This window comes from Allobosea sp. 05T438 (assembly GCF_056396025.1).
Genome location: NZ_JBFTKQ010000002.1, coordinates 925,179 through 948,861, shown reverse-complemented (window position 1 = coordinate 948,861; position 23,683 = coordinate 925,179). Strand labels below are relative to the sequence as shown.

24 protein-coding genes and 1 tRNA gene are annotated in these 23,683 nt (G+C 66.8%); 12 read left to right on the top strand and 13 right to left on the bottom strand.

From position 1 onward, the window contains the following. From AC1DIN_RS08385 to AC1DIN_RS08355, 7 genes are all read right to left on the bottom strand, one after another. On the bottom strand, nt 1-2,265 hold the full coding sequence (locus AC1DIN_RS08385) for a response regulator (RefSeq protein WP_476809358.1): 2,265 nt from the start codon (nt 2,263-2,265) through the stop codon (nt 1-3). Beyond that, the gene (locus AC1DIN_RS08380; RefSeq protein WP_476809357.1) at nt 2,262-2,963 is read right to left on the bottom strand and encodes a chemotaxis protein CheW; all 702 of its coding nucleotides are present in this window, start codon (nt 2,961-2,963) and stop codon (nt 2,262-2,264) included. Before AC1DIN_RS08380 ends, AC1DIN_RS08385 begins: the two co-directional genes overlap by 4 nt. Further along, a complete protein-coding gene (locus AC1DIN_RS08375; protein ID WP_476809356.1) occupies nt 2,963-4,237 on the bottom strand; it encodes a CheR family methyltransferase in 1,275 nt (424 codons plus the stop codon). Before AC1DIN_RS08375 ends, AC1DIN_RS08380 begins: the two co-directional genes overlap by 1 nt. Beyond that, complete coding sequence (locus tag AC1DIN_RS08370; protein WP_476809355.1) at nt 4,237-4,701, bottom strand: chemotaxis protein CheW; 465 nt, start codon at nt 4,699-4,701, stop codon at nt 4,237-4,239. Before AC1DIN_RS08370 ends, AC1DIN_RS08375 begins: the two co-directional genes overlap by 1 nt. Nucleotides 4,702-4,725: 24 nt before the next feature. Continuing rightward, entirely contained in the window at nt 4,726-6,363 is a 1,638-nt protein-coding gene (locus AC1DIN_RS08365) for a methyl-accepting chemotaxis protein (RefSeq protein ID WP_476809354.1), read from the bottom strand. 158 nt (nt 6,364-6,521) lie between these two features. Further along, entirely contained in the window at nt 6,522-7,808 is a 1,287-nt protein-coding gene (locus AC1DIN_RS08360) for an NAD(P)/FAD-dependent oxidoreductase (RefSeq protein WP_476809353.1), read from the bottom strand. 99 nt (nt 7,809-7,907) lie between these two features. Then, a complete protein-coding gene (locus tag AC1DIN_RS08355; RefSeq protein WP_476809352.1) occupies nt 7,908-10,256 on the bottom strand; it encodes a molybdopterin guanine dinucleotide-containing S/N-oxide reductase in 2,349 nt (782 codons plus the stop codon). 171 nt (nt 10,257-10,427) lie between these two features. Here AC1DIN_RS08355 and AC1DIN_RS08350 point away from each other — a divergent pair, with 171 nt between their 5' ends. Continuing rightward, a complete protein-coding gene (locus AC1DIN_RS08350) occupies nt 10,428-11,216 on the top strand; it encodes an enoyl-CoA hydratase/isomerase family protein (RefSeq protein WP_476809351.1) in 789 nt (262 codons plus the stop codon). Here AC1DIN_RS08350 and AC1DIN_RS08345 read toward each other — a convergent pair. After that, nucleotides 11,180-11,659 carry a MarR family winged helix-turn-helix transcriptional regulator gene (locus AC1DIN_RS08345; protein WP_476809350.1) on the bottom strand — a complete coding sequence of 160 codons (480 nt, stop codon included), beginning with the start codon at nt 11,657-11,659 and terminating at the stop codon, nt 11,180-11,182. The genes AC1DIN_RS08350 and AC1DIN_RS08345 overlap by 37 nt on opposite strands. 143 nt (nt 11,660-11,802) lie before the next feature. Between AC1DIN_RS08345 and hmgA the strand changes: the two genes are divergently transcribed. The 3 genes from hmgA to AC1DIN_RS08330 all read left to right on the top strand — a co-directional run bounded on the left by hmgA (nt 11,803) and on the right by AC1DIN_RS08330 (nt 13,913). Continuing rightward, nucleotides 11,803-13,161 (top strand): homogentisate 1,2-dioxygenase, encoded by a 1,359-nt coding sequence (gene hmgA, locus AC1DIN_RS08340; RefSeq protein ID WP_476809349.1) that lies wholly within the window; start codon nt 11,803-11,805, stop codon nt 13,159-13,161. A gap of 183 nt (nt 13,162-13,344) precedes the next feature. Beyond that, nucleotides 13,345-13,650 (top strand): hypothetical protein, encoded by a 306-nt coding sequence (locus tag AC1DIN_RS08335; protein ID WP_441471562.1) that lies wholly within the window; start codon nt 13,345-13,347, stop codon nt 13,648-13,650. A gap of 86 nt (nt 13,651-13,736) precedes the next feature. Then, a complete protein-coding gene (locus tag AC1DIN_RS08330; protein ID WP_476809348.1) occupies nt 13,737-13,913 on the top strand; it encodes a hypothetical protein in 177 nt (58 codons plus the stop codon). A gap of 386 nt (nt 13,914-14,299) precedes the next feature. Here AC1DIN_RS08330 and AC1DIN_RS08325 read toward each other — a convergent pair. Beyond that, nucleotides 14,300-14,386, bottom strand: a tRNA-Leu gene (locus tag AC1DIN_RS08325). 278 nt (nt 14,387-14,664) lie between these two features. Here AC1DIN_RS08325 and AC1DIN_RS08320 point away from each other — a divergent pair. Both AC1DIN_RS08320 and AC1DIN_RS08315 read left to right on the top strand, forming a co-directional pair. Continuing rightward, complete coding sequence (locus AC1DIN_RS08320; RefSeq protein ID WP_476809347.1) at nt 14,665-15,669, top strand: complex I NDUFA9 subunit family protein; 1,005 nt, start codon at nt 14,665-14,667, stop codon at nt 15,667-15,669. Nucleotides 15,670-15,691: 22 nt separating this feature from the next. Further along, on the top strand, nt 15,692-16,372 hold the full coding sequence (locus AC1DIN_RS08315; protein WP_476809346.1) for an HAD family hydrolase: 681 nt from the start codon (nt 15,692-15,694) through the stop codon (nt 16,370-16,372). A gap of 112 nt (nt 16,373-16,484) precedes the next feature. Here AC1DIN_RS08315 and AC1DIN_RS08310 read toward each other — a convergent pair whose 3' ends face one another. Further along, complete coding sequence (locus AC1DIN_RS08310; RefSeq protein ID WP_441471559.1) at nt 16,485-17,480, bottom strand: 2-hydroxyacid dehydrogenase; 996 nt, start codon at nt 17,478-17,480, stop codon at nt 16,485-16,487. Between the two features lie 173 nt (nt 17,481-17,653). On the opposite strand from AC1DIN_RS08310, the gene AC1DIN_RS08305 reads away from it, so the two are divergent. Continuing rightward, on the top strand, nt 17,654-18,184 hold the full coding sequence (locus tag AC1DIN_RS08305) for an SH3 domain-containing protein (protein ID WP_441471558.1): 531 nt from the start codon (nt 17,654-17,656) through the stop codon (nt 18,182-18,184). Between the two features lie 19 nt (nt 18,185-18,203). Here AC1DIN_RS08305 and AC1DIN_RS08300 read toward each other — a convergent pair whose 3' ends face one another. Both AC1DIN_RS08300 and irrA read right to left on the bottom strand, forming a co-directional pair. Next, the gene (locus AC1DIN_RS08300; RefSeq protein WP_476809345.1) at nt 18,204-18,980 is read right to left on the bottom strand and encodes an META domain-containing protein; all 777 of its coding nucleotides are present in this window, start codon (nt 18,978-18,980) and stop codon (nt 18,204-18,206) included. A gap of 27 nt (nt 18,981-19,007) precedes the next feature. Then, on the bottom strand, nt 19,008-19,472 hold the full coding sequence (irrA, locus tag AC1DIN_RS08295) for an iron response transcriptional regulator IrrA (protein WP_441471556.1): 465 nt from the start codon (nt 19,470-19,472) through the stop codon (nt 19,008-19,010). A 292-nt stretch (nt 19,473-19,764) separates the two neighbouring features. Between irrA and fabA the strand changes: the two genes are divergently transcribed. From fabA to AC1DIN_RS08270, 5 genes are all read left to right on the top strand, one after another. After that, nucleotides 19,765-20,277: a 3-hydroxyacyl-[acyl-carrier-protein] dehydratase FabA gene (fabA, locus tag AC1DIN_RS08290; RefSeq protein WP_476809344.1), complete on the top strand. Its 513-nt coding sequence runs from the start codon at nt 19,765-19,767 to the stop codon at nt 20,275-20,277. Between the two features lie 111 nt (nt 20,278-20,388). After that, nucleotides 20,389-21,615 carry a beta-ketoacyl-ACP synthase I gene (gene fabB / locus AC1DIN_RS08285; RefSeq protein WP_441471554.1) on the top strand — a complete coding sequence of 409 codons (1,227 nt, stop codon included), beginning with the start codon at nt 20,389-20,391 and terminating at the stop codon, nt 21,613-21,615. Nucleotides 21,616-21,622: 7 nt separating this feature from the next. Next, the gene (locus AC1DIN_RS08280) at nt 21,623-21,892 is read left to right on the top strand and encodes a DUF3303 domain-containing protein (RefSeq protein WP_476809343.1); all 270 of its coding nucleotides are present in this window, start codon (nt 21,623-21,625) and stop codon (nt 21,890-21,892) included. A 142-nt stretch (nt 21,893-22,034) separates the two neighbouring features. Further along, nucleotides 22,035-22,868: an enoyl-ACP reductase FabI gene (gene fabI / locus AC1DIN_RS08275; RefSeq protein ID WP_476809342.1), complete on the top strand. Its 834-nt coding sequence runs from the start codon at nt 22,035-22,037 to the stop codon at nt 22,866-22,868. Between the two features lie 54 nt (nt 22,869-22,922). Continuing rightward, nucleotides 22,923-23,168: a DUF2188 domain-containing protein gene (locus tag AC1DIN_RS08270; protein WP_441471551.1), complete on the top strand. Its 246-nt coding sequence runs from the start codon at nt 22,923-22,925 to the stop codon at nt 23,166-23,168. 93 nt (nt 23,169-23,261) lie between these two features. Here AC1DIN_RS08270 and AC1DIN_RS08265 read toward each other — a convergent pair whose 3' ends face one another. Then, the gene (locus AC1DIN_RS08265; RefSeq protein ID WP_476809341.1) at nt 23,262-23,612 is read right to left on the bottom strand and encodes a hypothetical protein; all 351 of its coding nucleotides are present in this window, start codon (nt 23,610-23,612) and stop codon (nt 23,262-23,264) included. Between the last annotated feature and the right edge of the window lie 71 nt (nt 23,613-23,683).

Genomic DNA, 23,683 nt, shown 5'->3' with positions numbered 1-23,683 from the left:
TCATGGTTCGCCGATGAGATCTTCGACGGCGTGGAGCAAAGTCTCGTCGTGGAAGCTGCTCTTGGTCAAATAGTAATCGGCGCCGGCATCGAGGCCACGGCGCCGGTCCTCCTCGCGATCCTTGTAGGAGACGATCATCACCGGGATGTTCCGCAGGCCGTTGTCCTTCTTGAGCAGGGTCACGAGCTCGATTCCATCCATGCGGGGCATGTCGATATCGGTCACGACGAGGTCGAACGAGCCTGACCTGACGGCATTCCAGCCGTCCATCCCGTCGACCGCGACCTCGACCTCGAAGCCGCGATGGGAAAGCAGCTTCCGTTCCAGCTCGCGCACGGTGAGCGAATCGTCGACGACGAGGATGCGCTTGCGCCGCCTCTGGGCGGCGCGCTCCGCCCGGTGCTCCAGCGGCTTCAGGCGACCGCTCGAGACCAGCTTCTCCATCGAGCGGATCAGATCCTCGACGTCGAGAATCAGCACGGGGGAACCATCCTCCATCAGGGCGGCGGCGCTCACGTCCTTGACCTTGGCCAGCCGTGGATCGAGCGGACGCACCACGAGTTCGTGCTCGCCGAGGAAACGATCGACAATCATGGCATAGATGTCGTTGCCCTGGCCGACGACGACGGCCGCGAGTTCGGCCCCGGCCGAGCTGGGCTCGCCGTGACCGAGAACCTCATGTGCGGTGACGAGCCCGACCTGCCGGTCGTCGAATTGGAAATGCGGTCTGCCTTCAAGCGAGGCGATCCTTTCCAGCGGCAGTCGCAGCGCCCGCGTGATCGCGGCAAGGGGGAGGGCGTACGGCTCCCCGGCGATCTCGACAAGCAAGGCCCGGATGACAGACAGCGTCAGCGGCAGTTGCAGCTGAAAGCGGGTGCCTTGGCCGAGCCGCGAGGTGATCTCGACCTGTCCGCGTGTCTGGCGCACCATCGCCTGGACGGCGTCGAGGCCGACGCCGCGCCCTGAGATGTCGCTGATCGTCGGTTTCATCGAGAAGCCGGGCAGGAAGAGAAATTCCAGCAGCTCCACCTCGCTGAGATCATGCACGGTTTCGGCCGTGGTGAAGCCACGCTCGAGTGTCGCCTGCCGCAATGCATCGAGATCGATGCCGCGGCCGTCATCCGAGACGATGATCTGCAGGAGCCCGGCGTGGTGCCGTGCTTCGAGGCGGATGACGCCTTCGGCCGGCTTGCCGGCCGCGCGTCGTTCCTCGGGCGTTTCGAGTCCATGATCGACCGCGTTGCGCAGCAGGTGGCCGAGCGGGGCGTCGAGCTGCTCGAGAATATCGCGATCGATGCTCGTCGTGCCGCCGACGATGTCGAGCCGGGCCGTCTTGCCGAGCGCCCGCCCGATGTCCCGGACAGTGCGGGAGAAATGCCGGACGCCGTCGTCGAAGGGCCGCATGCGGCTTGCCAGCGTCTCGTCGTAGAGCCGGCTGGCCAGATCGGTGGCCTGCCGGTCGACCGCGTCGAACTCGTCCAGTCGCTCGCTCAGGATCGCCTGGCTAGCCTGGAGCCTGATCTGCACGGCCTCCAGCGCCTGCAGCGCATGCGGGTCGGTCGTCGCTGCCGGCAACGCGGTGTGGAGGGCGTCGACGCTCCGGGCGAGCTCGGCCTGCGCTCGCCGCAGCCTCAGAAGCCCATCGTTGAAAGGCCGCAGACGCCGGGATGCCATCAACGACTCGCCGGCAAGGCCGAGCAGGCGATTGAGGCTCTCCGCCGTGACCCGGACCATGCGGCCGCCATGCCCGTCGCCGCACGGGGCTGCCGGGCCCGCCTCGGCAGAAGTCGTCAGCGTGCTGCTTTCGGCGAGCGGTGCGGTATTCTGTTCGGGTGCCGGTTCGGCGCTCCCGGGGGCCTCCGGCACACCGCCCGCGGAAGCCTGCTGAAGCGCCCCAATGAAGCGGTCGATCCGCCGCTCCGCTTCGGCCGCATCGGGGGCCTCGTCGGAGGACAGGGCTGTCAGGAGATCGATGCCCTTGAGCAGGGTATCGATATGGGCGTGGTTCAGTCGCAGCTTTCCGTGCTGCGCTGCGACCAGGCACTCCTCCATCTCATGGGCGACCCGCACGGCCGGGGTCAGATCGATGATCCGCGCTGCGCCCTTGAGCGAATGCGCAGCCCGCATGCAGGCTTCCAGATGCGTGGCCGCCACCGGGTCACGCTCCAGCGCCAGAAGCCCGGTCGTCAGCGCCTGAGACTGCGCGGAGAGCTCGGCGCGGAACAGCTCGAACAAGGAGAACTCGCTGAAATCCTCGCCGCTCATGCGATGCTCCGGTCGATCAACCCGGCCAGCCGTCCGTCGTGGAGACAGCCCACCGCCCGGCCATTCCAGGCGATCACGCCGGCGACGGCGCTCGCGGCGGCCTTGCCGATGGTGGCGGGGGCGGTACCCAGCTCGTTCCGGTCGAAGCTGTGGAGCCCGTGGACCTCGTCGACCTCGAAGGCCGAGCGCGGGCCTTCCGCACCGACCACAATGAGGCGGCGGAAGGCCGTGAGCCGCTCGCTCGTCCGGGGCACCGCGTCGGCATCGATCCCAAGCAGTTCGGACAGGGCGACGCAGACGAGCAATTCGCCACGAACGTTGACGATGCCGCGAACGGCGGTGCTGCGGCGGTGGGGCAGGGAATGGATCGGGCGCGGCTCGGCGATCTCCTGACAGGCGGCGGCCGGCAGGGCGAGCCACTCCGCCCCGAGCCTGAAGATCAGGACGGTCTCAAGCGTGTCCTGGTTCGCGCCCTCGCTCGCCGGTTTGGCGAAGAAGCGGGTCCATTCCTCGCGGTAACCCTGCGGCACCGCCCTGTCGAGCAACTGGCGGGCAATCTGCGCGTGGGTCGGGCAGTTGCGGCAATGCAGATGCGTCTCGAGCTGGGGACAGGACTGGTCGCCCCGGACGCCGATCTCTCGCCAGCATTCGTCGATGCCGCTCGCGGGCTCCGGCGTCATGTCGACTGCGACGGACATCAGGTTCCGCTCCTCTTCGTCAGCCGATCGAGCCGGTTGGCAAGCGCCCTGGCGCCCGCCTCATCGCCGCGGCGCTGCAGCAGCAGCTTGAGATGCGCCAGCGCCTGGCGGTGGTCCGGCGCGAGGTAGAGAGCCTTGCGATAGTTGCCCGCGGCGGCCTCCTCGGCGTTGTCGGCATCCTGGGCGAGGCCGAGCAGGTAGAAGACCTGAGCCGACGGGCCGAACGCGGCGATGTGGCGCTCCGCTGCGACTCGCGCTTCGGCCAGGCGTCCGGCGTTGGCGGCGTTCTCGATGGCGGCAAGGCCCGCAGCCTCGCCGTCGGGCGACGCGGTTGGGGCCTTCGATGCGGTCTGTGCCGGAGCCGCGAAGGGCCGATGCCTCGGCGGGGGGGCAGCACCGGGGCGCGCGGAAACCGGGGGGTTGCGACGCACTTGCAGCGCCGGCTCGGGGCGCGCCTTGGTCTGAATACTCGGCGGAGCGTCCGCCTTGGTAAAGGCGAATGCACGCGGTAGTCGTGCGCCCGTGAAGCCATGGAGGGAGGGCAGGCCGGATTCCCCAGGGCCGACGAGCAGCAACCCATTCGCGGTCAAGGCTTGACGGAGTACCGCAAGGGCGGCGGCCTGCGTCTCGCGATCGAAATAGATCAGCAGGTTGCGGCAGAAGATGATGTCGTAGACTTCGCGCCCGGGCGCATGCGCAGGATCGAGGACATTGCCGAGCGAAAAACGAACCTGCCGCCGCACGATCTCATGGGGCCGGAATTCGCTGCCGAGCGCTTCGAAATAGCGCGCTCGGAAGGCGAGGTCGCCGCCGCGGAAGGAGTTCCGCCCGTAGATCGCCCGCTCGGCCAGCAAGAGGTTGCGGCTGCTGACGTCGATGGCGTCGATCGCGAAGTGCTTCGGCTCGAAGCCGGCATCGAACAGTGCCATTGCCATGGAGTAGGGCTCTTCGCCCGTCGAGCAGGGCAGGCTCAGCAGCCGGAGCGGGCGGTCCTCGCGCCGCAGCTCGCGCGCCTTTCGCGCCATCGCGACGAAGGCCTCGCGGTCCCGGAAGAACCAGGTCTCCGGCACGACGACGCAGTCGACCAGTTCCTGGCGCTCGCTCTCGTTCTCGGCGAAGTAGCGCCGATAGGCGTCGAGGTCGGGCTGCCCGCTAGCCGTCATGCGCCGCGCCAGGGCGTGACGGACGACGGAGGGGCCGACTGTCTCGATGCTCAGCCCGATCATCTCCCGAAGGATACGTTCGAAGTCGCCGGTGGCCGCGCCCTTCTCCATCACGGCTCTGCCGTCAGCTGCCGGAACAGGATGTCGCGGATCTCCGGTGGCAGCAGCGCTTCCGCCCTGATCCACTGAATCAGGCCCCCCTCGTCTGCCGCGACCGGTCCGAGATAGGCCGGCGTCCCGGCCTCGATGCCGGAGGCGACGAAATCGGCGGGATCGCGTGCGACGGTCTCGATGGCCCGCTCGGCGATCAGCCCGAGGAGGCGATGCTCTCCCTGTTCGGTCGGATAGTGCAGCAGGATGATCCGGGTGCTCAGCACGGGCGCAGCCGGGCGGCCGAGCGCCAGCAGAGAGAGATCGATCAGCGGCACGGGTGTGCCGCGGTAGCTGATCGCGCCCGCGACACCGGCCGGGGCAGCCGGGATCCGCTTCACGGCGAGCAGCGGCAGCACGGCCTCGACCTGCGCGGTATCGAGCACGTAGCGATCCTGCCCGAGCTGGAACATGAGGAACAGCATCGGTCGCTCCCGCACCGGTTTCCGTCACGCACGCAGCTTGAAGCGCGAGATGCTGCCGCGCAGCCCGCTCGACACCTGGTTCAACTCGTCGATCGCAAGAGTGGATTGCTGCAGGGATTCGACGGTCTGCTGCGCGGCTTCGCTGAGCTGCGCCAGCGCCTCGCTGATCTGGCCCGCACCGGTCGCCTGCGCCTGCATGCCTTCGTTCGCCACTTCGAAGCGCGGCACCAGCCCCTGCACCTGTTCGATGATCTCCGACAGTTGTCCGCCGACCTGCTGGACATCCTGCATGCCGCGCCGGACCTCCTCGGAGAACTTGTCCATGCCCATCACGCCGGCGGCGACGGCCGACTGGATGTCCTTGACGATCTGCTCGATGTCGTAGGTCGAGACGGCGGTCTGGTCGGCGAGGCGGCGGATTTCGGTCGCCACGACGGCGAACCCGCGCCCGTACTGCCCGGCCTTCTCCGCCTCGATGGCCGCATTGAGCGACAGCAGGTTGGTCTGGTCGGCGACCTTGGTGATGGTGGTGACGACCTGATTGATGTTGCCGGCCTTCTCGCTGAGGATCGCGAGCTTCGCGTTGATCGCGCCGGCCGCTTCCATCACCTGCTGCATCGTGGTTTCCATCCGCGCGAGGCCCGCCTGGCCGCCGCCGGCGAGCGTGGCGGTCTGCTCGGCCACTGCCGAAACCTCGTCCATGGTGCGCACCAGCTCGTTCGACGTCGCCGAGATTTCCTTGGACGTCGCGCCGATCTCCGTCGTGGTCGCGGCGATCTCGCTGGCGGTCGCCTGCTGCTCCTTCGATGTCGCGGCGACTTCGGTGATCGAGGTGTTGACCTGGATGCTCGACTTCTGGATCTGGCCGATCAGTCCCGCGAGGTCGTCGGCCATGGCGTTGACGCCGTCCGCCAGCGTGCTGAACTCGTCGCGCCGGTCGAGTTCCAGCCTTTCGCTGAAATCGCCCCGCCGCATCACATCGACGATGCCCAGCAACCGGCCGAGCGGAATGGTGATCGCCCTGAACAGCAGGTAGCCGCAGAGGATCGCGAGGCCCAGCGCGACGACGAAGGCGATGAGCAACCCGAACTCGGCGGCGCGGACGATGCGGACGATGCTGCGGGTCGAGTCGTCTGCCTCGGCCTTGTTGAATTCCATCATGCTCTGGAAGGCGCTGCCGAGCCGAGCCGCGAGCGGCTCGATCTGGTCCTTCACCATTGCGCTCTGATCAATCGCCTGCCCATTGGTGGCCGCGAGCTTTGCGCCCGCGAGCATCGCGTCCTCGATCGGGACATATTGCTCGAACAGCCGCACCGCCTCGGCGTAGTTCTTGCGATCCTCGTCGGAGTCGATGGTGGGTTGATACGCTTTCAGCAGGGAGCGCACCTTCTCCCTGCTCGCGAGGATGGCATCGCTCGCGCGGGTCCTTTCCGCCGCCGTGTCCGAAAGCTGGAATTCGCGGATGAGGCCGCGGGCTCCGGTCCAGGCCGTGGTCAACTGCGCGCTGTAATAAAGACCGGGCACCGTGTTGGTCTCGACGGTCAGCGCCTCGCGCTCGGTCTGCAGGAACCAGACATAGCTGAGCGCCGCGATGGCAGACATCACGGCCATCACTGCGGCGAAGCTGAGCAGGATACGGCGGCGTATCGTCAGGCTCTTCATGATTCAATCTCTCATCGAGGTGCAGTTGGGGCTCCCCGATCGCGCTTGCGCGGACGCGCGGACGGAACGCCCCGAAACATCGTTAGCGCGGAGTTATTTCCCGACTGTTGAAGAGCACCGCTACGATTCGAAGAACCGCCTTGGCGTCGAGTCGGCCGCTATTGCCGGCGTTCCCGCAGGAAATCGGCTGCCTGATAGCGCCAGTAGGTCAGCTGGACCGCGGCGGTGCCGAACGGGCCGCCGTTCCAGGCGAGGCCAAATGGAGCGAACAGCTTGAAGCGATCGCTCGCGCCCCGGATCGCCTCCGCGATGACGGTGCCTCCGACTGCCGTCGTGTTCATGCCGTGGCCGCCGAAGGCGGTGCAGTACCAGACGCCCGGACGGTACTGCCCGATCTGCGGCATCAGGTGGCGCGCATAGGACATCAGGCCCGACCAGGCGAGCTCGACCTTGAGCTCCGAAAGCTGCGGATAGGTCGTGACCATCTCGCGCCGCAGGAGCGCCGCGACATCGCGCGGCTCGCTCGTGCGTGTGGTGATCCGGCCGCCCCAGAGGATGCGGGAGCCACCCTCGACGAGCCGGTAATAGTCGCCGGCGCGCCGATCGTCGCCGACGCCCGCGCTGGTGCGGATAGCCTCGCGGATCCGCTCCGGCGCCGCCTCGGTCAGCAGAACATAGGTCGCGATCGGCAGAAAGGCGCGCTTTAGCGGCGCGAACAGGCCGCCGGTATAGCCGCCCGTCGTGAAGAGAACCTGCTCGGCCTCGATGGTTGCCTGCGCCGTGCGCAAGCGCTTCACAGGCCCTTCCAGCTCGCAGCACAGGACCGGCGAGCCCTCATGGATTGCGCCGCCGAGCCGCGTGATCTCGCGGGCGAGGCCGCGGGCATAGTTGAGCGGATGAAAGTGGAAGGCGTCGTCGTCGGCGATCGCCGCGTGGTATTTCGGCGAGCGCAGCAGCGCGCGCGTCTCCTCCCGGTCGAGATAGCGCAGATTGCGGCCGAACCGCTTTTTCTGCGCGTCGCGCTCCTTCTGCAGCGCCGCGCCGCCATCGTAGCGCACGACCCGCATGATGCCGGGCGATGGCGCTGCATCGTCGATGCCGAGGCTTTCGATGTTGCGCCGGACGATGCCGACGCCTTCGAGCGTCAGCCGATAGAGTTCCTCGGCCTGCTCGCGTCCCGCCTGGCGTTCGATGGCCGAGAGCGAGGTCGCATAGCCGGCGCTGACGAAGCCGCCATTGCGTCCCGAAGCGCCCCAGGCGACACGCTGCGCCTCCAGCAGCACGACCGAGCGGCCGGACCGTGCCAGTTCGAGCGCGGCGGTCAGTCCTGCCAGTCCGCCACCGACGATGCAGATCTCCGCTTTGATCTGCCCCTCGGCAGGCGGGTAGCCGTCCGCCGAAGCGAGGGTACGGCGGTAGTAGGTATCGATATAGGAGGGGGACATCAGGGCTCGCGGCAGGCGGAAGACGACTTCGGTGGACAGCTATCGCGCGATCCGCCGGCGCTCTTCAGCACAGCGGATCGCGCTTCAAGCCGCGATAGCTTATTCCGCCGCTTCGGCGGTCGATGCGCCCGGCGGATCATAGGCCTGGATCGGCGGCAGATTGCCGTCGAAGCGCTCGACCTGCACCGTCGTCAACTGCCCCGTGCAACCCTGCGCCAGGGCCGAGGTGCCGATATCGCGCGTCAGGACATTCGGATTGCCGTGGACGCAGAGCGGCTTGTCCTCGTCCGGGTCGGCGGGATCGTACCAGGCACCGGTCGGCAGCTGGACGACACCTTTGCGGATGCCGTCGGTGACGATGACGCCAGCAAGGCAGGCGCCGCGTTCGTTCGAGATGCGGATGATATCGCCATCGACGATGTCGCGTGCGGCGGCATCCTCCGGATGCATGCGCGCGACCTCGCGGCCGCGAAGCTTGCCCTCGCCGCTATGACCGCCGAAATCGAACTGGCTGTGCAGCCGGGTTCGCGGCTGATTGGCGACGAGGACGTAGGGGTTGGCCGCATCGGGAACGTTCGTCGCGCCGAGCCAGGCTGGGTGACCCAGGCAATCGGTTTCGCCGAAGCTCGCAATGGTCTCTGAAAAAATCTCGAGCTTGCCGCTCGGGGTCGGCAGAGGCGAAGCGGCCGGATCCTGCCGGAAGGCGCGCAGCTTGCCGCCATCGTCGGGCTGTTGCGGCAGCTCATAGCCTTCGCTCGCCCAGAATTCGGCGAAGGTGGGCGCCGGCAGCCCCTTCTCGGCGAGGCCGGCGCGGGTCGGCTCGTAGAGATACTCCAGCCACTGCCGCACGCTGCGGCCTTCGGTGAAGGCTTCGGCCGTGCCCAGCCGCTCCGCAAGATCGGCGAAGATGGCGTAGTCGTCGCGGGCCTCGCCATAGGGCGCGACGACCGGGTGCATCGGCACCAGCAGCGGATCGTTGGAATTGCCGCCGATATCCTCGCGCTCCAGCGTCATCGTGCAGGGCAGCACGATGTCCGCATGGCGTGCCGTCGCCGTCCAGGCGAGTTCATGAACGACAAGCGTGTCCAGGCGGGCGAAGGCCTGCCGCAGCCGGTTGAGATCCTGATGGTGATGGAACGGGTTGCCGCCGGCCCAGTAGACCAGCTTGATCTCAGGGTAGGTCCGGGTCTGGCCGTTGTAGCGATAGGTCGTTCCCGGATTGAGCAGCATGTCGGAGATGCGTGCGACCGGGATGTAATCGCTGATCGGGTTCTTGCCCTGCGAGAAGGTCGGCATCGGCACGGCATTGTAGCGCCGGCCGTAATAGGCGATGGCGCCGAGCCCGTAGCCGTAGCCGCCGCCGGGCAGGCCGATCTGGCCGAGCGCCGCCGCCAGCACCATGCCCATCCAGACCGGCTGCTCGCCATGCTCGGCGCGCTGCAGGGCGTGCGCCACGACGATCAGCGCGCGCTTGCCGTGCAGGCGCTTCGCCAGCGCCACGATGTCCTCAGCCGGCATGCCGGTGATGGGAGCGGCCCAGGCCGCATCCTTGGGCTGCCCGTCGTTTTCGCCGAGCAGATAGCGCTCGAAGACCGGCCAGCCGACCGTGTAACGCTCGAGGAAGGCGCGGTCATGCAGCCCGTTGACGACGAGCGTGTGGACGAGCGCCAGCATCAGCGCCGCATCGCTGCCCGGGATGTTCGCGACCCATTCCGCGCCTGCCTCGGCCGGGAGATCGCCCCGCAGCGGGCTGACCAGCACGAACTCGCAGCCGCGCTCCTGCGCGCGCTCCATCGCGCCACGCTCGACGTGGCGGCTGATGCTGCCGCCGGCGACCATGCTGTTCTTGAGCGCCATCCCACCGAAGGCGAGCACGATCTCGCTGTGCTCGGCGATCTGCTCCCAGGAGACGTTGCGCTTCACCAGATCCTCGTAGTCGCCGATGATGTGCGGCACGAGGACGGAGGAAGCCCCCGAGGAGTAGCTGTTGACCGACTTCACATAGCCGCCGGTCGAGGTGTTGAGGAAGCGGTGGATCTGGCTCTGGGCGTGGTGAAAGCGTCCGGCGCTCGCCCAGCCATAGGAGCCGCCGAAGATCGCGCCCGGGCCATGGTCGTCGCGCACGCGGCGCAGTTCCGCGGCGAGCTTGTCGAGCACCGCCGACCACGACATCGGCACGTATTCGTCGCGCCCGCGGCGATCGTCCGGGCCCGGCCCGTTCTCCAGCCAGCCGCGGCGCACCATCGGCTGCGCAATGCGGGCGCGGTGGCGCAGCGCCCCGGGGAAATTCTGGATGATGTCGTTCGGATCGGGATCGCCCGGATGCGGCCGCACCTCGAGCTCCCCGTCCTTCATCCGGGCCGAAAATACGCCCCAGTGCGAAGTATGCGGACGAAAGGCTTCGTTTTCGGTCGAAGCCTCGGGTGCCTGGCCGGCAGGGCTCGTCATCGCCGCGATCCTTGGAATGTTAGCTGGGAACGACGATCCGTCATCCGCCGGTCCATGGCGGATCGCAAGAAAAATCCACGATCGAGCGATGCGTTGGGAGCAGACCCCTTCTGCTGGTCTTCACGAGCCTGGCGGGGCAGAGTTGGCGGCGCATCATCTGGAAGGTGTACAATGCAGGATTCCTCCGGCGACGTGGTGGTCGTTGACAGAAAGGGCGCCGTGCTGACGGTGACCATGAACCGGCCGAAGGCGCTGAATGTTCTCGACGAGACGCTGGCGGACGCGCTGATCGCGGCATTCGAGCCGATCGCCGCGGATTCAAGCATCAGGGCGGTCGTTCTGGCCGGTGCCGGCCGTTCTTTCATGGCGGGCGGGGATCTTTCCCGCTTCCATGCCGATCTCGCGGCCGCAGCGGCGACGGCTGGCCAGCTCATCGGCCGCTTTCATGCCCTGATGCGCCTGATCAAGGCCTTGCCGCAGCCGGTGGTCGCCGCGGTGCAGGGGCCGGTCGCGGGTGGCGGCGTCGGTCTGGCGCTGGCCTGCGACTTCGTCATTGCCGCACAGGGCGCGAGCTTCCTGTCAGCCTACACCAGGCTCGGAACCAACCCGGATGGCGGAACGACATGGTCGCTCGCGAGGCTGCTCGGCCCGCGGCGTGCGCTCGAATTCGTGCTGCTGAACGAGGCGATGGACGCCGAGACCGCGCTGCGCCTCGGCCTCGTCAACCGGGTGGTGCCGGACGGCGAGCTCGCGGAGGCGGTGCAGGCGATGGCCGAGCGGCTGAGCCAGTGCAGCTTCGGCGCCAACAGGGCGAGCAAGGCGCTCGTTCAGGCCGCGATGGAGGGCTCCTTCGACGCACAGCTCGATCTGGAGAAGCAGGCCTTTATTGCCAATGCCGGGACAGCCGACTTCAAGGAAGGAATTCAGGCCTTCTTCCAGAAGCGCGCCCCGCGGTTCTGACGGGCTTCCTCAGGCGGCGACAATCGCGCCTCCAGCCGGTCCAGCCCCTGCAGCAACAAGGCGGCGTCGGGGCCGAGCGCGGTCAGGATCTCCGCCTCGAAGGCGAGCGCACGCGGCACGATCTCGCCATAGGCGCGCAGGCCCGCCGCCGTCAGGGTGAGGCTCTCCTCGCGCCGGTCCGCCTCGTTCTCGCGCCGTGTCAGCCAGCGACGCTCCTCGAGCGCGCGCACGGCGCGACTGACCTTGGTCTTGTGCATTGCCGAATGCGCGCCGATCGCTTTTGCGGTCATCGCGCCGAACTGGCCGATTGTCGCCAGCACCCGCCATTCAGGCACGGTCAGGTCATGGTGCGTCCCGTAGACCGCTCGGAATCTCAGCGATAGCGCCGTGCTCAGCCGGTTGAACCGATAGGGAAGGAAGCGTTCGAGCGCGAGCGTCGTCATGCCTTGTTGGTTACAAAATCAACAGTTACGAAAGCAACGGCTTTTGCCGAGGGCATCGCCGGGACCCACCGGCGACGCGCGGGATGGGGACGCCGGCCGCCGTCGATTGCCTTGCCGCGGACCGGCACCGGGAGGTCGCGATCATGAACGTCCAGAATTCCGCCACGCCGACTGCCGGGGAACGCAAGATCGAAAGCGCCATCCAGTCGGGCTACATGTCCGGCTTCGGCAACGGCTTCGAGACCGAGGCTCTGCCGGGCGCCCTGCCGCTCGGGCGCAACTCGCCGCAGCGCTGCGCTTACGGCCTCTACGCCGAGCAGCTTTCAGGCTCGCCCTTCACCGCGCCGCGCACCACCAATGAGCGCTCCTGGCTCTACCGCATCCGGCCGACGGTGGCGCATTGGAACCGGTTCCGAAAGGCCGATATCGGGCTGTGGCGCACCGCTCCCGCCCGCGAGGTCGACCTGCCGCTCGCCCCGATGCGCTGGAGTCCGCTCCCCATCCCGTCGCAGCCGCTGTCCTTCGTCGAGGGCATCCACAGCATGACCACGGCCGGCGACGCCGGCAGCCAGGGCGGCATGGGCGCACATGTCTATCTCGCCACGCGCTCGATGGTGGACGAGTACTTCTACAATGCCGATGGTGAGATGCTGTTCGTGCCGCAGCAGGGCGCCTTACGCCTGTGGACCGAGTTCGGCATCATCGACATCGAGCCGGGCGAGATTGCAGTGATCCCGCGCGGGGTGAAGATCCGCGTCGAGCTGCCCGGCGGGCCGGCGCGCGGCTACATCTGCGAAAACTATGGCGGCGCCTTCAGCCTGCCGGAGCGGGGGCCCATCGGCGCCAACTGTCTCGCCAATCCCCGCGACTTCCTCACGCCCGTCGCAGCTTTTGAGGACCGCGACGCAGCTTCCAGAATGTTCGTAAAATGGGGCGGCAATCTCTGGGTCGCCGACATCGCGCATTCGCCCCTCGACGTCGTCGCCTGGCACGGCAATTACGCGCCCTACAAATATGACCTGCGCAAATATTCGCCGGTCGGGCCGGTTCTATACGACCATGCCGATCCGTCGATCTTCACGGTGCTGACCTCGCCATCCGAGACCCCCGGCACCGCCAATATCGACTTCGTCATCTTCTCCGATCGCTGGCTGGTGGCCGAGAACACGTTCCGCCCGCCCTGGTACCACATGAACGTGATGAGCGAGTTCATGGGGCTGGTCTACGGCGTCTACGACGCCAAGACCGGGGGCGGCTTCGTGCCGGGCGGCATCTCGCTGCACAACATGATGCTGCCGCATGGGCCCGACGTCGACGCCTTCGAGCGCGCCAGCAATGTCGAGCTGAAGCCGCACAAGCTGGAGGGGACGCTCGCCTTCATGTTCGAGACCCGGTTTCCGCAGCAGGTCACGGCGTTCGCCGCCGGGGCCAATGCCTTTCAGAAAGACTACGGCGGCTACGGCCATAAGCTCACGAAACACTTCGATCCGAGCCGGCCATAGCAGATGTGCAGCGGATCAACGGCCCGTAAGGAACCGCCTCCGTTTCCTGGTCGGCGCGCTCGGCCGGGCAAGCTGCCGTCGCTTGACATCGCCCATGCCCAAGCGCCTGATCGACTCAGGCCGACTACCCCCGACTTGGGCGGTTAGCACCCTCAGTTTCCGCGCCGCGCGCGGACGATCGGCTTGGATGTGAAACCGACGGTGGAAGAGTACACGGTGGCGATGCCGTGGTACGAACCTGAGGATTTTCCTGTCCTTTGGGAGCTTGCCCAGGACCGCTCCGAGATGCCGCCGCGCTATGAGGACTGGCGGCGGAGTGCGGAGACCGTGATGAATGCTTGGCTTGCCAGAGGGCGGGCCTTGCAGATCGTCACGATTCGGCCGGGGCCTTTCGTGGCCTGGCTCGAGGCGCGGCACCTTCCGAACACGGCCGAGATCCGCCGCCGCTATGTCGAGGATCTCGCGACCCGCGATCACGACGCGGCTTGATATCCTTGGCCTCCGAGCGGCCAGCGGCGTGCATGCTGTGATCGCCTTCGCGCAGCTCGGTGTGGCGGCGGTGAGAATATCGGCACATGGGTATCGAGATTCGCCCGCTCAGGCCGCGGGTCTTCTTCGAGATGGCCATCATCTGGGGGGCCGGCCGCTTCCGTTCGGCAGTGGCGGTGGATTTCGCCGAACAGGTACGGTCCGCGGCGCCCGTCTATGCCGATGAAGCTTCTGTCGCTTCAGCGCGATCCGCCAAGGAGTAGGCCGGGAGCCAAGCGGCCGCTTGTTTGTCGGCTACGCGATTTGCCGGTTTGCGATGGGGCGCTCGCGGCATCCACCGCCCGTGTTTCGCTATTCGTGCGACACGGGTCACATGATCTTTGCTTCGAGGGCGCATCATTGCGGCTCGGCACCTTGGGGGGCGGCAAGATAAGCCGGCCTTGCTCATGAAGGGCAATGCGCAGCTTGCGCTCGTCGGCTCCGGTCTGACGGAATGCGCTGGACGATGTAGACGATGGAAAAGGAGTTCCGGCTGATGGGGGCGCCGAAGCGCACCACCATCGGCGCTCGCCATCGTTCACGACAACGGCGAGGCATAGCCCCATCATGTCAGCTAAGGTGCTGACAAACCACCACTCTGGTAGATGAGTGGTGCCCAGGAGAGGACTCGAACCTCCACGCCCTTGCAGGCGCCAGCACCTGAAGCTGGTGCGTCTACCAATTCCGCCACCTGGGCAACGGCGGTTCGTTTACGGGGGCCGAGTCGTCCTGTCAACGGGCCTGCATCAACGAAATGCATTCGGCTGGCCGCAGCCTGTGGAAAGCGTCTCGGCCCGGAATATCGGGTTACCCGGAAAGCCACGCGGAAAGCGGGAAGGAATGCCCGAAGAACTGAACCGGCCTAGGGCGAAAGGCCGCATCTTCCGGACCAGTGCGTGTTCGGCGCAAAAGGGATTTCCACTTTGGCGGAACATGATCTAGGAGGGCAGAAGCATTCTAAACGGAGCTCCCGCGATGGCCCTTCAAGCCCCGGCTCAGCAACTCGTCACGGTTTTCGGTGGTTCCGGATTCGTCGGCCGCCACGTCGTGCGGGCGCTCGTCAAGCGCGGCTATCGGGTGCGGGTCGCGGTGCGCCGCCCGGACCTCGCAGGTTTCCTGCAGCCGATCGGCACTGTCGGCCAGATCCATGCCGTGCAGGCCAATCTGCGCTATCCCGCCTCGGTTGCCGCTGCCGTGAAGGGCGCTGACGCCGTCATCAACCTCGTCGGCATCATGCAGGAGCAGGGGCGCCAGAGCTTCCTGGCCGTGCAGGCGAACGGTGCTCGCGCCGTGGCCCAGGCCTGCGCCGCCGCAGGCATCACCCGGCTGGTCCATGTCTCGGCGCTCGGCGCGGTTGCCGAATCGGCCTCGACCTACGCCCGCACCAAGGCCGAGGGCGAGGCCGCCGTGTTCGCCGCCGTGCCAGGCGCGGTCGTGCTGCGGCCTTCCGTGATGTTCGGACCGGAGGACACCTTCTTCAACCGCTTCGCCTCGATGGCGCGGATGCTGCCGGTGCTGCCGCTGGTCGGCGATGGCGCGACGAAGTTCCAGCCGGCCTTCGTCGGCGACGTCGCCGAGGTGGCGGCGCGTGCGGTCGATGGCACGGTGCAGAGCGGGCGCGTCTACGAGCTTGGCGGCCCGGAGGTCATGAGCCTGCGCCAGGTCCTCGAGGAGGTCTGCCGCGTGACTGGCCGCAAGCGCCTGCTGGCGCCGCTGCCTTTCCCGCTGGCGCGGATCATGGGCAGCGTGCTGCAGGTGCTGGACGCGCTGACGCTCGGGCTGATTCCCGACGAGCTGGTCCTGACCCGTGATCAGGTGACGCTGCTCCAAAGCGACAACGTCGTCTCCTCGGCCGCGGCCAAGGAAGGCCGGGACTTCGCCGGGATCGGCATTGCCCCGACTTCGGTCGAGGCGATCATCTCCTCCTATCTCTGGCGCTTCCGCAAGGCCGGCCAGTTCGACACTGCCCGGGCGAGCTGAGCGGCAGCGCCGGGAGGCGAGGATGCCGTTCGATCTCGTCATCTACGATTGCGACGGCACGCTGATCGATAGCGAGACGCTCTACAGCGAGGTCAGTCTCGTGCTTTGCCACGAGATCGGCCTGACGCAGTGGACGATCGAGGATTACAACGCGCATCTTGTCGGCATTCCGCTTGCCGACGGCTTCAAGGTGATCGAAGCGGCGCTCGGCCGCCGGCTGCCGGCCGATTTCGAGAGCAGAATCGAGAACGGTGTGGCTGCCCGGCTCGAACGCGAGCTGCGGGCGCTGCCGGGGGTGCGGGAGGCGTTGCCTCTGCTCGCCGGGCGCCGTTGCGTCGCTTCCTCGACCAGCCTCGAACCGTTGCGGCGCAACCTTGGCCTCGCCGGCCTTCTCGACCTGTTCGATCCGCATGTCTTTTCGGTGTCGCAGGTCGCCCGCGGCAAGCCGGCGCCTGACGTCTTCCTCTTCGCCGCCGCGCAGATGGTTGTTCAGCCGGCAAATTGCCTTGTCCTGGAGGATTCCGTGCCGGGCGTGCAGGCTGCCCGGGCGGCGGGCATGCAGGTGGTGGGCTTCACCGGAACGGCCCATGACAAGCCGCGTATGCGTGATCGCCTGCTGGCTGCAGGGGCCACCGGCGTGATCGACACCTATCGGGACTGGCCGGGCGAGGCGGCGCGGCTCGCGGAGCTCCACGCCGCCTGAGGCGCCCGGCTTTCAGGTCGTCATGCGTCCCACCGGACGCATGGTGGCGATCTATCCCTTTGTCGGAACATCGGATTCTGCCGAAAAGTGGATTCCGCTTTTCGGTCCGCTGCTAGAGCATGCTCGGCAGCACGCGATCCGGCGGCTTGTGGCCGTCCATGAAGGTCTTGATGTTGACGATGACCTTCTCGCCCATGTCGGCGCGGCCTTCATGCGTGGCCGAGCCCATATGCGGGAGCACCACGACCTTGTGCTGGCGGGCGAGCTTGAGCAGTCGCGGATTGACCGCGGGCTCGCTCTCGAACACGTCGAGGCCAGCGCCGGCGAGTTCTCCGGCTTCCAGCATGCGGGCGAGCGCCGTCTCGTCGACGATCTCGCCGCGTGCGGTGTTCACCAGGATCGCGTCCGGCTTCATCAGCTTGAGGCGGCGCGCCGAGAGCAGGTGATAGGTCGCCGGCGTATGCGGGCAGTTCACCGAGACGATATCCATCCGCGCCAGCATCTGGTCGAGCGAATCCCAGTAGGTTGCATCGAGCCTCTCCTCGGTGCGGGGATCGACCCGGCGGCGGTTGTGATAGTGGATCGACAGCCCGAAGGCGGCGGCGCGCTTCGCCACGGCCTGGCCGATGCGCCCCATGCCGACGATCCCGAGGCGCTTGCCGGTGATGCGCCGGCCAAGCATCCAGGTCGGCGACCAGCCGGCCCAGTCGTCGTCGGGGATGACGCGGGCGCCCTCGGCGATCCGGCGCGCCACGGCGAGGATCAGCGCGATCGTCATGTCGGCGGTGTCGTCGGTGAGCACGCCCGGCGTGTTGGTGACGGTGATGCCGCGCTGCACGGCGCTGGCGACGTCGATATTGTCGACGCCGTTGCCGAAATTGGCGATGAGCCGGAGCTGGTCCCCGGCCTGCGCGATGATGGCGGCGTCGATCTTGTCGGTGACTGTTGGGACCAGCACGTCGGCGGTCTTCACGGCTTCGACGAGGGCGGCCTGCGACATCGGCTTGTCATCGATGTTGAGCCTGGCGTCGAACAGCTCGCGCATTCGGGTTTCCACCACCGCGGGCAGCTTGCGCGTCACCACGACCAGGGGTTTCTTCTTCGACATGCCGGTCACCCTTCCGTCATCCGTATTCGCCGCGGCCTTCAACCAGCCATTAACCCTGCTGGCCCAGGAATGGAGCGGTTGCGCAGCCCCGTATGAGTTGTCTATGCGGCGGCGCAGCGGAAGACAACTTGACCCTTCGCCGGGGGCAGGGTGCCGAACAGGGAGAACGGCGGATGAAGGTTACGACGATGCGCCAAATCGCCCTGATCGGCGCACTCTTCATCGGTTCGTCGCTCACCGCCGCCGCGCAGGACATGCAAGCGGGCTCCGTCACGGGCCTGCCGGTGCCGCGCTATGTCAGCCTAAAGACGGACCGGGTGAATTTGCGCGAGGGGCCGTCGAAGGAGCATCGCACCCGCTGGGTCTATCAGCGCGCCGGGCTGCCGGTCGAGGTGACGGCGGAATTCGAGACCTGGCGCCGCGTGCGCGATGCGGACGGCACCGAGGGCTGGGTGCTGCACAGCCTGCTTTCCGGACGCCGCACTGCGCTCGTGGCGCCGTGGTCCCGGAACAAGGACGAGGTGTTCCCGATGCGTAGCAGCGCATCGGAGGACGCGAACGTGGTCGCCCGGCTGCAGGCGGGGGTCGTCACGAATGTCAACTCCTGCGCCAATGCCTGGTGCCGCGTCAGCGTCGGCAACATCATCGGCTTTATCCGCCAGGAGCGCCTCTGGGGCGTCTATCCGAACGAAAAGGTTGACTGAGACGGGCGGGCAGTCGGGGCTACTGCCGGGTTAGCGTCATCAGCGGCCGGCCGCCCCGGTCGAGCAAGGCGAGCCGCCCCGTGCGACGCTCGATGCTCCAGCGATGTACCCGCTCGAGAGTCTTCAGGAAGCGCTGCTCCTGATTCATCACGTCGGGTGCGCAGGCCATCATCGTCGAGACCATGCGCGAGAACCGGATCGTCCGTCCCCGGACGGTCGCGTTGCCGCCAAACCCGTTGCAGCCGCCGCGGCCGGACACTCTGCCATCGTCGGCGATGGTGATGGCGGTCGTGATCGAAGCCGGTGTCTCGGCGCCACCGAGACTGGCGAGGCGCCAGCTCCCGATAGGGGAGGAGGCCGGTGTGGCCGGCTGATCCTGCGCCGCCACGCGCTGGACCCAGATTTCGGTCTGGTCCGGCCCGCCTGCAAAGACGCTGTGTCGTTCCATGGTGGTGAAGAGCAGCTGTCTCCGATCGAGGATGCGTGCCTGCAGCGCGTAGCTGCGCCGCGGTTCGATCTGCTGCGAATCGAAATGCAAGGTCCAGGGCGCGGGGATGCGCCGTCCGGAGACACGGGTTTCGGCGATGGTGCGCGCCGGCGCGTCGGCGAGGGAGACATCGAGGAGCTTGACCTCAACGGTCGCGCTCGGTGGCAGCAGCATGCGCTCGCGATAGGACACGGTGCCGCTCAGCGTCCGCGGCGCCGCGACAGCGGGAATGGAGGGAAGAGCCGCGGCGAAAGCCAGCCCCGCGAAGGTCCGCCGCGAGATCAGGGGGCGGCGAGAGCGCATCGTCATCGACCTTTCAAGCGAAAGGAGGCCGGTTCAGCCGTCAATCTTGCGCAGCCGCACCACGACGTCGACGCGGGCGATTTGGTAGCCCTCGGGCGGTGTCGGCAGGCTGGCGACGTCGATCTCCTGCGCCGGAATATCGATGACGCGGTTCTCGCCTTCCACGACGAAATGGTGATGCTCGTGATCGGCCGTGTCGAAATAGGCCTTGGCGCCGTCGAGCGTCAGTTCGCGCAGGAGGCCTGCCTCGGTGAACTGGCGCAGCGTGTTGTAGATCGTCGCGAGCGAAACCGGGATCCGCTCCTTCATCGCCTCTTCATAGAGCATCTCGGCGCTGACATGGCGCTGGCCCTTGGCGAAGAGCACCCAGCCGAGCGAAACGCGCTGGCGGGTTGGCCGCAGGCCGACACGCCGCAACTTCTGCCGGACATCGTGGAAGGGGCAGCCCTGCCGCACAACCAAGCCGTCGCCCTGGTTTTGCGAAGTCAGATCGCTCATGCCAATTCTCGTTCTCGTGTCTTTGTTCGCAACGGGCGCCCGCAGCTCCGCCGGTTTATTGAAATCATCCTAAAGAAATGTAGGACCTCAGCTTCACCGTCGCAAGCACGACACCGACTTCCTAGCGGATGAAGGCCCTGTCCGCTTTGATCTGGCGCATGGCTGCGGCTGTTTTTGACGTTGGCGTGTGGGTCGGCGCGCCTGCGCCCTTTCGTTTCAGGTTCCCGCTGTGTTAGGCACGGCGCAGAATATGCCGTGCCGAATCCAGCCGGCGCAAAGGAGCGGAACGGGAATGCAGCGTCAGTCGTCTTTCAGCTACGAGGAGATCCTCGCCTGTGGCCGCGGGGAACTGTTCGGGCCGGGCAACGCGCAGCTGCCGCTGCCGCCGATGCTGATGTTCGACCGCATCACCGAGATCGCCGAAGAGGGCGGTGAGCACGGCAAGGGCCTCGTCCGCGCCGAGTTCGACATCAAGCCCGACCTCTGGTTCTTCGATTGCCATTTCAAGGGTGATCCGGTGATGCCGGGCTGCCTCGGCCTCGATGCGCTCTGGCAGCTCACCGGCTTCTTTCTCGGCTGGCTCGGCCTGCCCGGCCGCGGCCGCGCGCTCGGCGTCGGCGAGGTGAAGTTCGCCGATCAGGTGCTGCCGACGGTCAAGCAGGTCGTCTATGGCGTCGACTTCAAGCGCGTCTTCAAGTCGAAGCTCGTGCTCGGCATTGCCGATGGCTGGCTCGAGGCGGACGGTAAGCGGATCTATACGGTCAGCGATATGCGCGTCGGCCTGTTCAAGCCGGAATCGGCCTGAGGAAAAACGCACCGCGACCTTGCGCGCTTCTGCTGCGAGGTCCATTTGCGCGGTACGAATCCAGAGCGGCGGGCCAGCCCGCCGCGTGCTCACAGCTGGAGTGAAGCGAGCATGAGACGCGTCGTCGTCACCGGGATGGGCATCGTCTCGTCCATCGGCAACAACACGCAGGAGGTCCTGGCCTCGCTGCACGAAGCGAAATCGGGCATTTCCCATGTCGCCGACTTCGCCGCGCACGGCTTCCGCAGCCAGGTCGCGGGCGTTCCCACGCTCGATCCTGCGACCGTGCTCGACCGGCGTGCCATGCGCTTCCACGGCGGCGGTTCGGCCTGGAATCAGGTCGCGATGGAGCAGGCGATCGTCGATGCCGGGCTCGAACCGGCCGAAGTCAGCAACGAGCGGACCGGCATCGTCATGGGCTCGGGCGGTCCCTCGACCCGCGCGCTGATCGACGCCTACGACAAGGCCCGCGAGAGCGGCTCCTCCAAGAAGGTCGGCCCCTTCGCCGTGCCGAAGGGCATGTCCTCGACCGCCTCGGCCACGCTCGCGACCTGGTTCAAGATCAAGGGCGTCAACTATTCGATCTCCTCGGCCTGCGCGACCTCCAACCACTGCATCGGCAACGCCTATGAGCTGATCCAGTGGGGCAAGCAGGACATGATCTTCGCCGGTGGCTGCGAGGAGCTGGACTGGACGCTCTCCGTCCTCTTCGACGCCATGGGCGCGATGTCCTCCGACTTCAACGATCGGCCGTCGGTCGCCTCCCGTGCCTATGACGTCCGGCGCGACGGCTTCGTCATCGCCGGCGGCGCCGGCGTCGTCGTGCTGGAAGAGCTGGAGCACGCCAAGGCGCGCGGCGCCAAGATCTATGGCGAGATCGTCGGTTATGGCGCGACCTCGGACGGCTACGACATGGTCGCCCCCTCGGGCGAGGGCGCGGAGCGCTGCATGCGCATGGCGCTGCAGGGTGTGAAGGCCAAGGTCGACTACATCAATCCGCACGGCACCTCGACCCCGGTCGGCGATGCCAAGGAAATCGAGGCGATCCGCGCCGTGTTCGGCGCCGGCGAGAAGAGCCCGCCGATCTCCGCGACAAAGTCGCTCACCGGCCACTCGCTCGGCGCGACCGGCGTGCAGGAGGCGATCTACTCGCTGCTGATGCTCAACAATGATTTCATCTGCGAGAGCGCCCATATCGAGGAACTCGACCCTGCCTTTGCCGACATGCCGATCGTGCGCAAGCGCATCGACAATGCCGGACTCGGCTGCGTCCTCTCCAACTCCTTCGGTTTCGGCGGCACCAACGCCACCATCGTGATGAAGCGCCTGGAGGCCTGAGGCCGCCATGCTCTTCATGGTGATCGAGCATTTCGATCAGGCCCGCGTGAAGGATGTCTACGCCCGCTTCCAGGAGCGCGGGCGTATGGCGCCGGAAGGCTTGCGCTACGTCGAAAGCTGGGTCGCCGCCGATCTGGGGCGCTGCTTCCAGATCATGGAATGCGACGATGTCGCTCTGCTGCAGGAATGGGTTCTGCGGTGGAGCGATCTTGCCCGCTTCGAGATCGTCCCTGTAGCGGCGTCGAAGGCGGCGGCTGCCGCGGTGCTGAAATCCTAGTTGTGCTGCGTCACGTTCGCCGCCCGTGCAACGGGCGTGCAATCCGCAGATGCCGTTCAGGCTTGACGAGCCAGAGTTGCCGAGCGTTTTCCTCTTCTCCCGCCATCCGACCAGTTCCTGAAGATCTCTTTCAGAGTGTGCCATGCTCCCGCTGATGCATAACAAGCGCGGCCTCATCATGGGCGTCGCCAACCAGAACTCGATTGCCTGGGGCATTGCCCGCACCCTTCACGCGCATGGTGCCGAGGTCGCTTTCACCTATCAGGGCGATGCGCTGGGCAAGCGCGTCCGCCCGCTGGCGGAAAGCCTCGGCTCGAATCTGGTCATCCCCTGCGACGTCGAGGACATCGCCTCCGTCGACGCGGCCTTTGCGGCTCTCGACGAGGCCTGGGGTGGCGATCCCGAGCGCAACACGTTCGACTTCGTCGTCCACGCCATCGGCTTCTCCGACAAGAACGAGCTCAAGGGGCTCTATGCCGACACCTCGCGCGAGAACTTCTCGCGCACCATGGTGATCTCCTGCTTCTCCTTCACCGAGATCGCCAAGCGCGCCGCGGACCGCATGCCGAAGGGCGGCAGCATGATCACGCTGACCTATGGCGGCTCGACCCGGATCATGCCGAACTACAATGTCATGGGCGTGGCCAAGGCAGCGCTCGAGGCGAGCGTGCGTTATCTCGCCGGTGACTACGGCCCGCGCGGCATCCGCGTGAACGCTCTCTCGCCCGGGCCGGTGCGGACGCTGGCCGGTGCCGGCATCTCGGATGCGCGCGCCATGCTGTCCTGGCAGCGGGCCAACTCGCCGCTGCGCAAATCGGTCTCGCTAGATGAGATCGGCGGCTCGGCTCTATACTATCTTTCTGACCTGTCGGGCGGTGTCACAGGCGACGTCCACCACATCGACGCCGGCTATCACATCACTTCGATGCCGACGCTCGACAGCCTGCGCGCCGCCGACAGCGGCAACGGGGAGTAGACGGAACCCTGCGGCGGGACCATCGTTCTCCCCGGATCGGAAGGAGGACGTGCGATGGCCCTGGTCAAGTACGAGATCGTCGAGCACGATGGCGGGTGGGCCTATAAGGTCGGCGACGTGTTGTCGGAAACCTTCCGTTCGCATGAGGCGGCGCTGAAGGCCGCCACGCGGGCGGCGGCACGTCAGATGGTCGCCGGCCACACCGATGGCATCGTCTATCAGGACAAGGACGGCCAGTGGCACCAGGAACTGGCCGATGGCCACGACCGGCCCGCGACCGAGGTCATCGACGAGCCCTAGAGGCGGTGCGCTTCGCCTCCGATCCAAGCCGATCAGGCCGGGAGCGTCTCTGGGGCACGCGCCGATCGAACCGAAACGCGATCGGATTCGGCTTCAGCGCGCGGTGAAGAAGGTCAGCAGCACCTTGCTGTTCTCGCCGAGGAGGCAGAGAAAACGGCGGGGCTTGTCGGAGCGGTCGGTCCGGAGATAGGCCTCTCCCATCAGGATGCGCGTAACCGGAATGGTCTCGATCTTCGATTCCGACACTGCGACCGTGGTGCCGTCCTCGTCGATATAGATGTCCTTGATCTCCGGCTCCCTGGCGTGGAGCGTCTGGAGCGCCGCTGCCTTGCAGGTCGCGATTTCCGGCGTCGCCGGCTTCTCGCTCTTCGGTGGGACTTCTTGTGCGAAGGCGGAAGCCGATAGCGCGGTGGAGATCAGAACGGCGGCGAGGCAGCGGAGCATGCAGAAGCACTCACATCGATAATGGAGAGTGCTGAACGCTTCAGGAGGCCGTCGGTTCAAAAAAGAAAGCC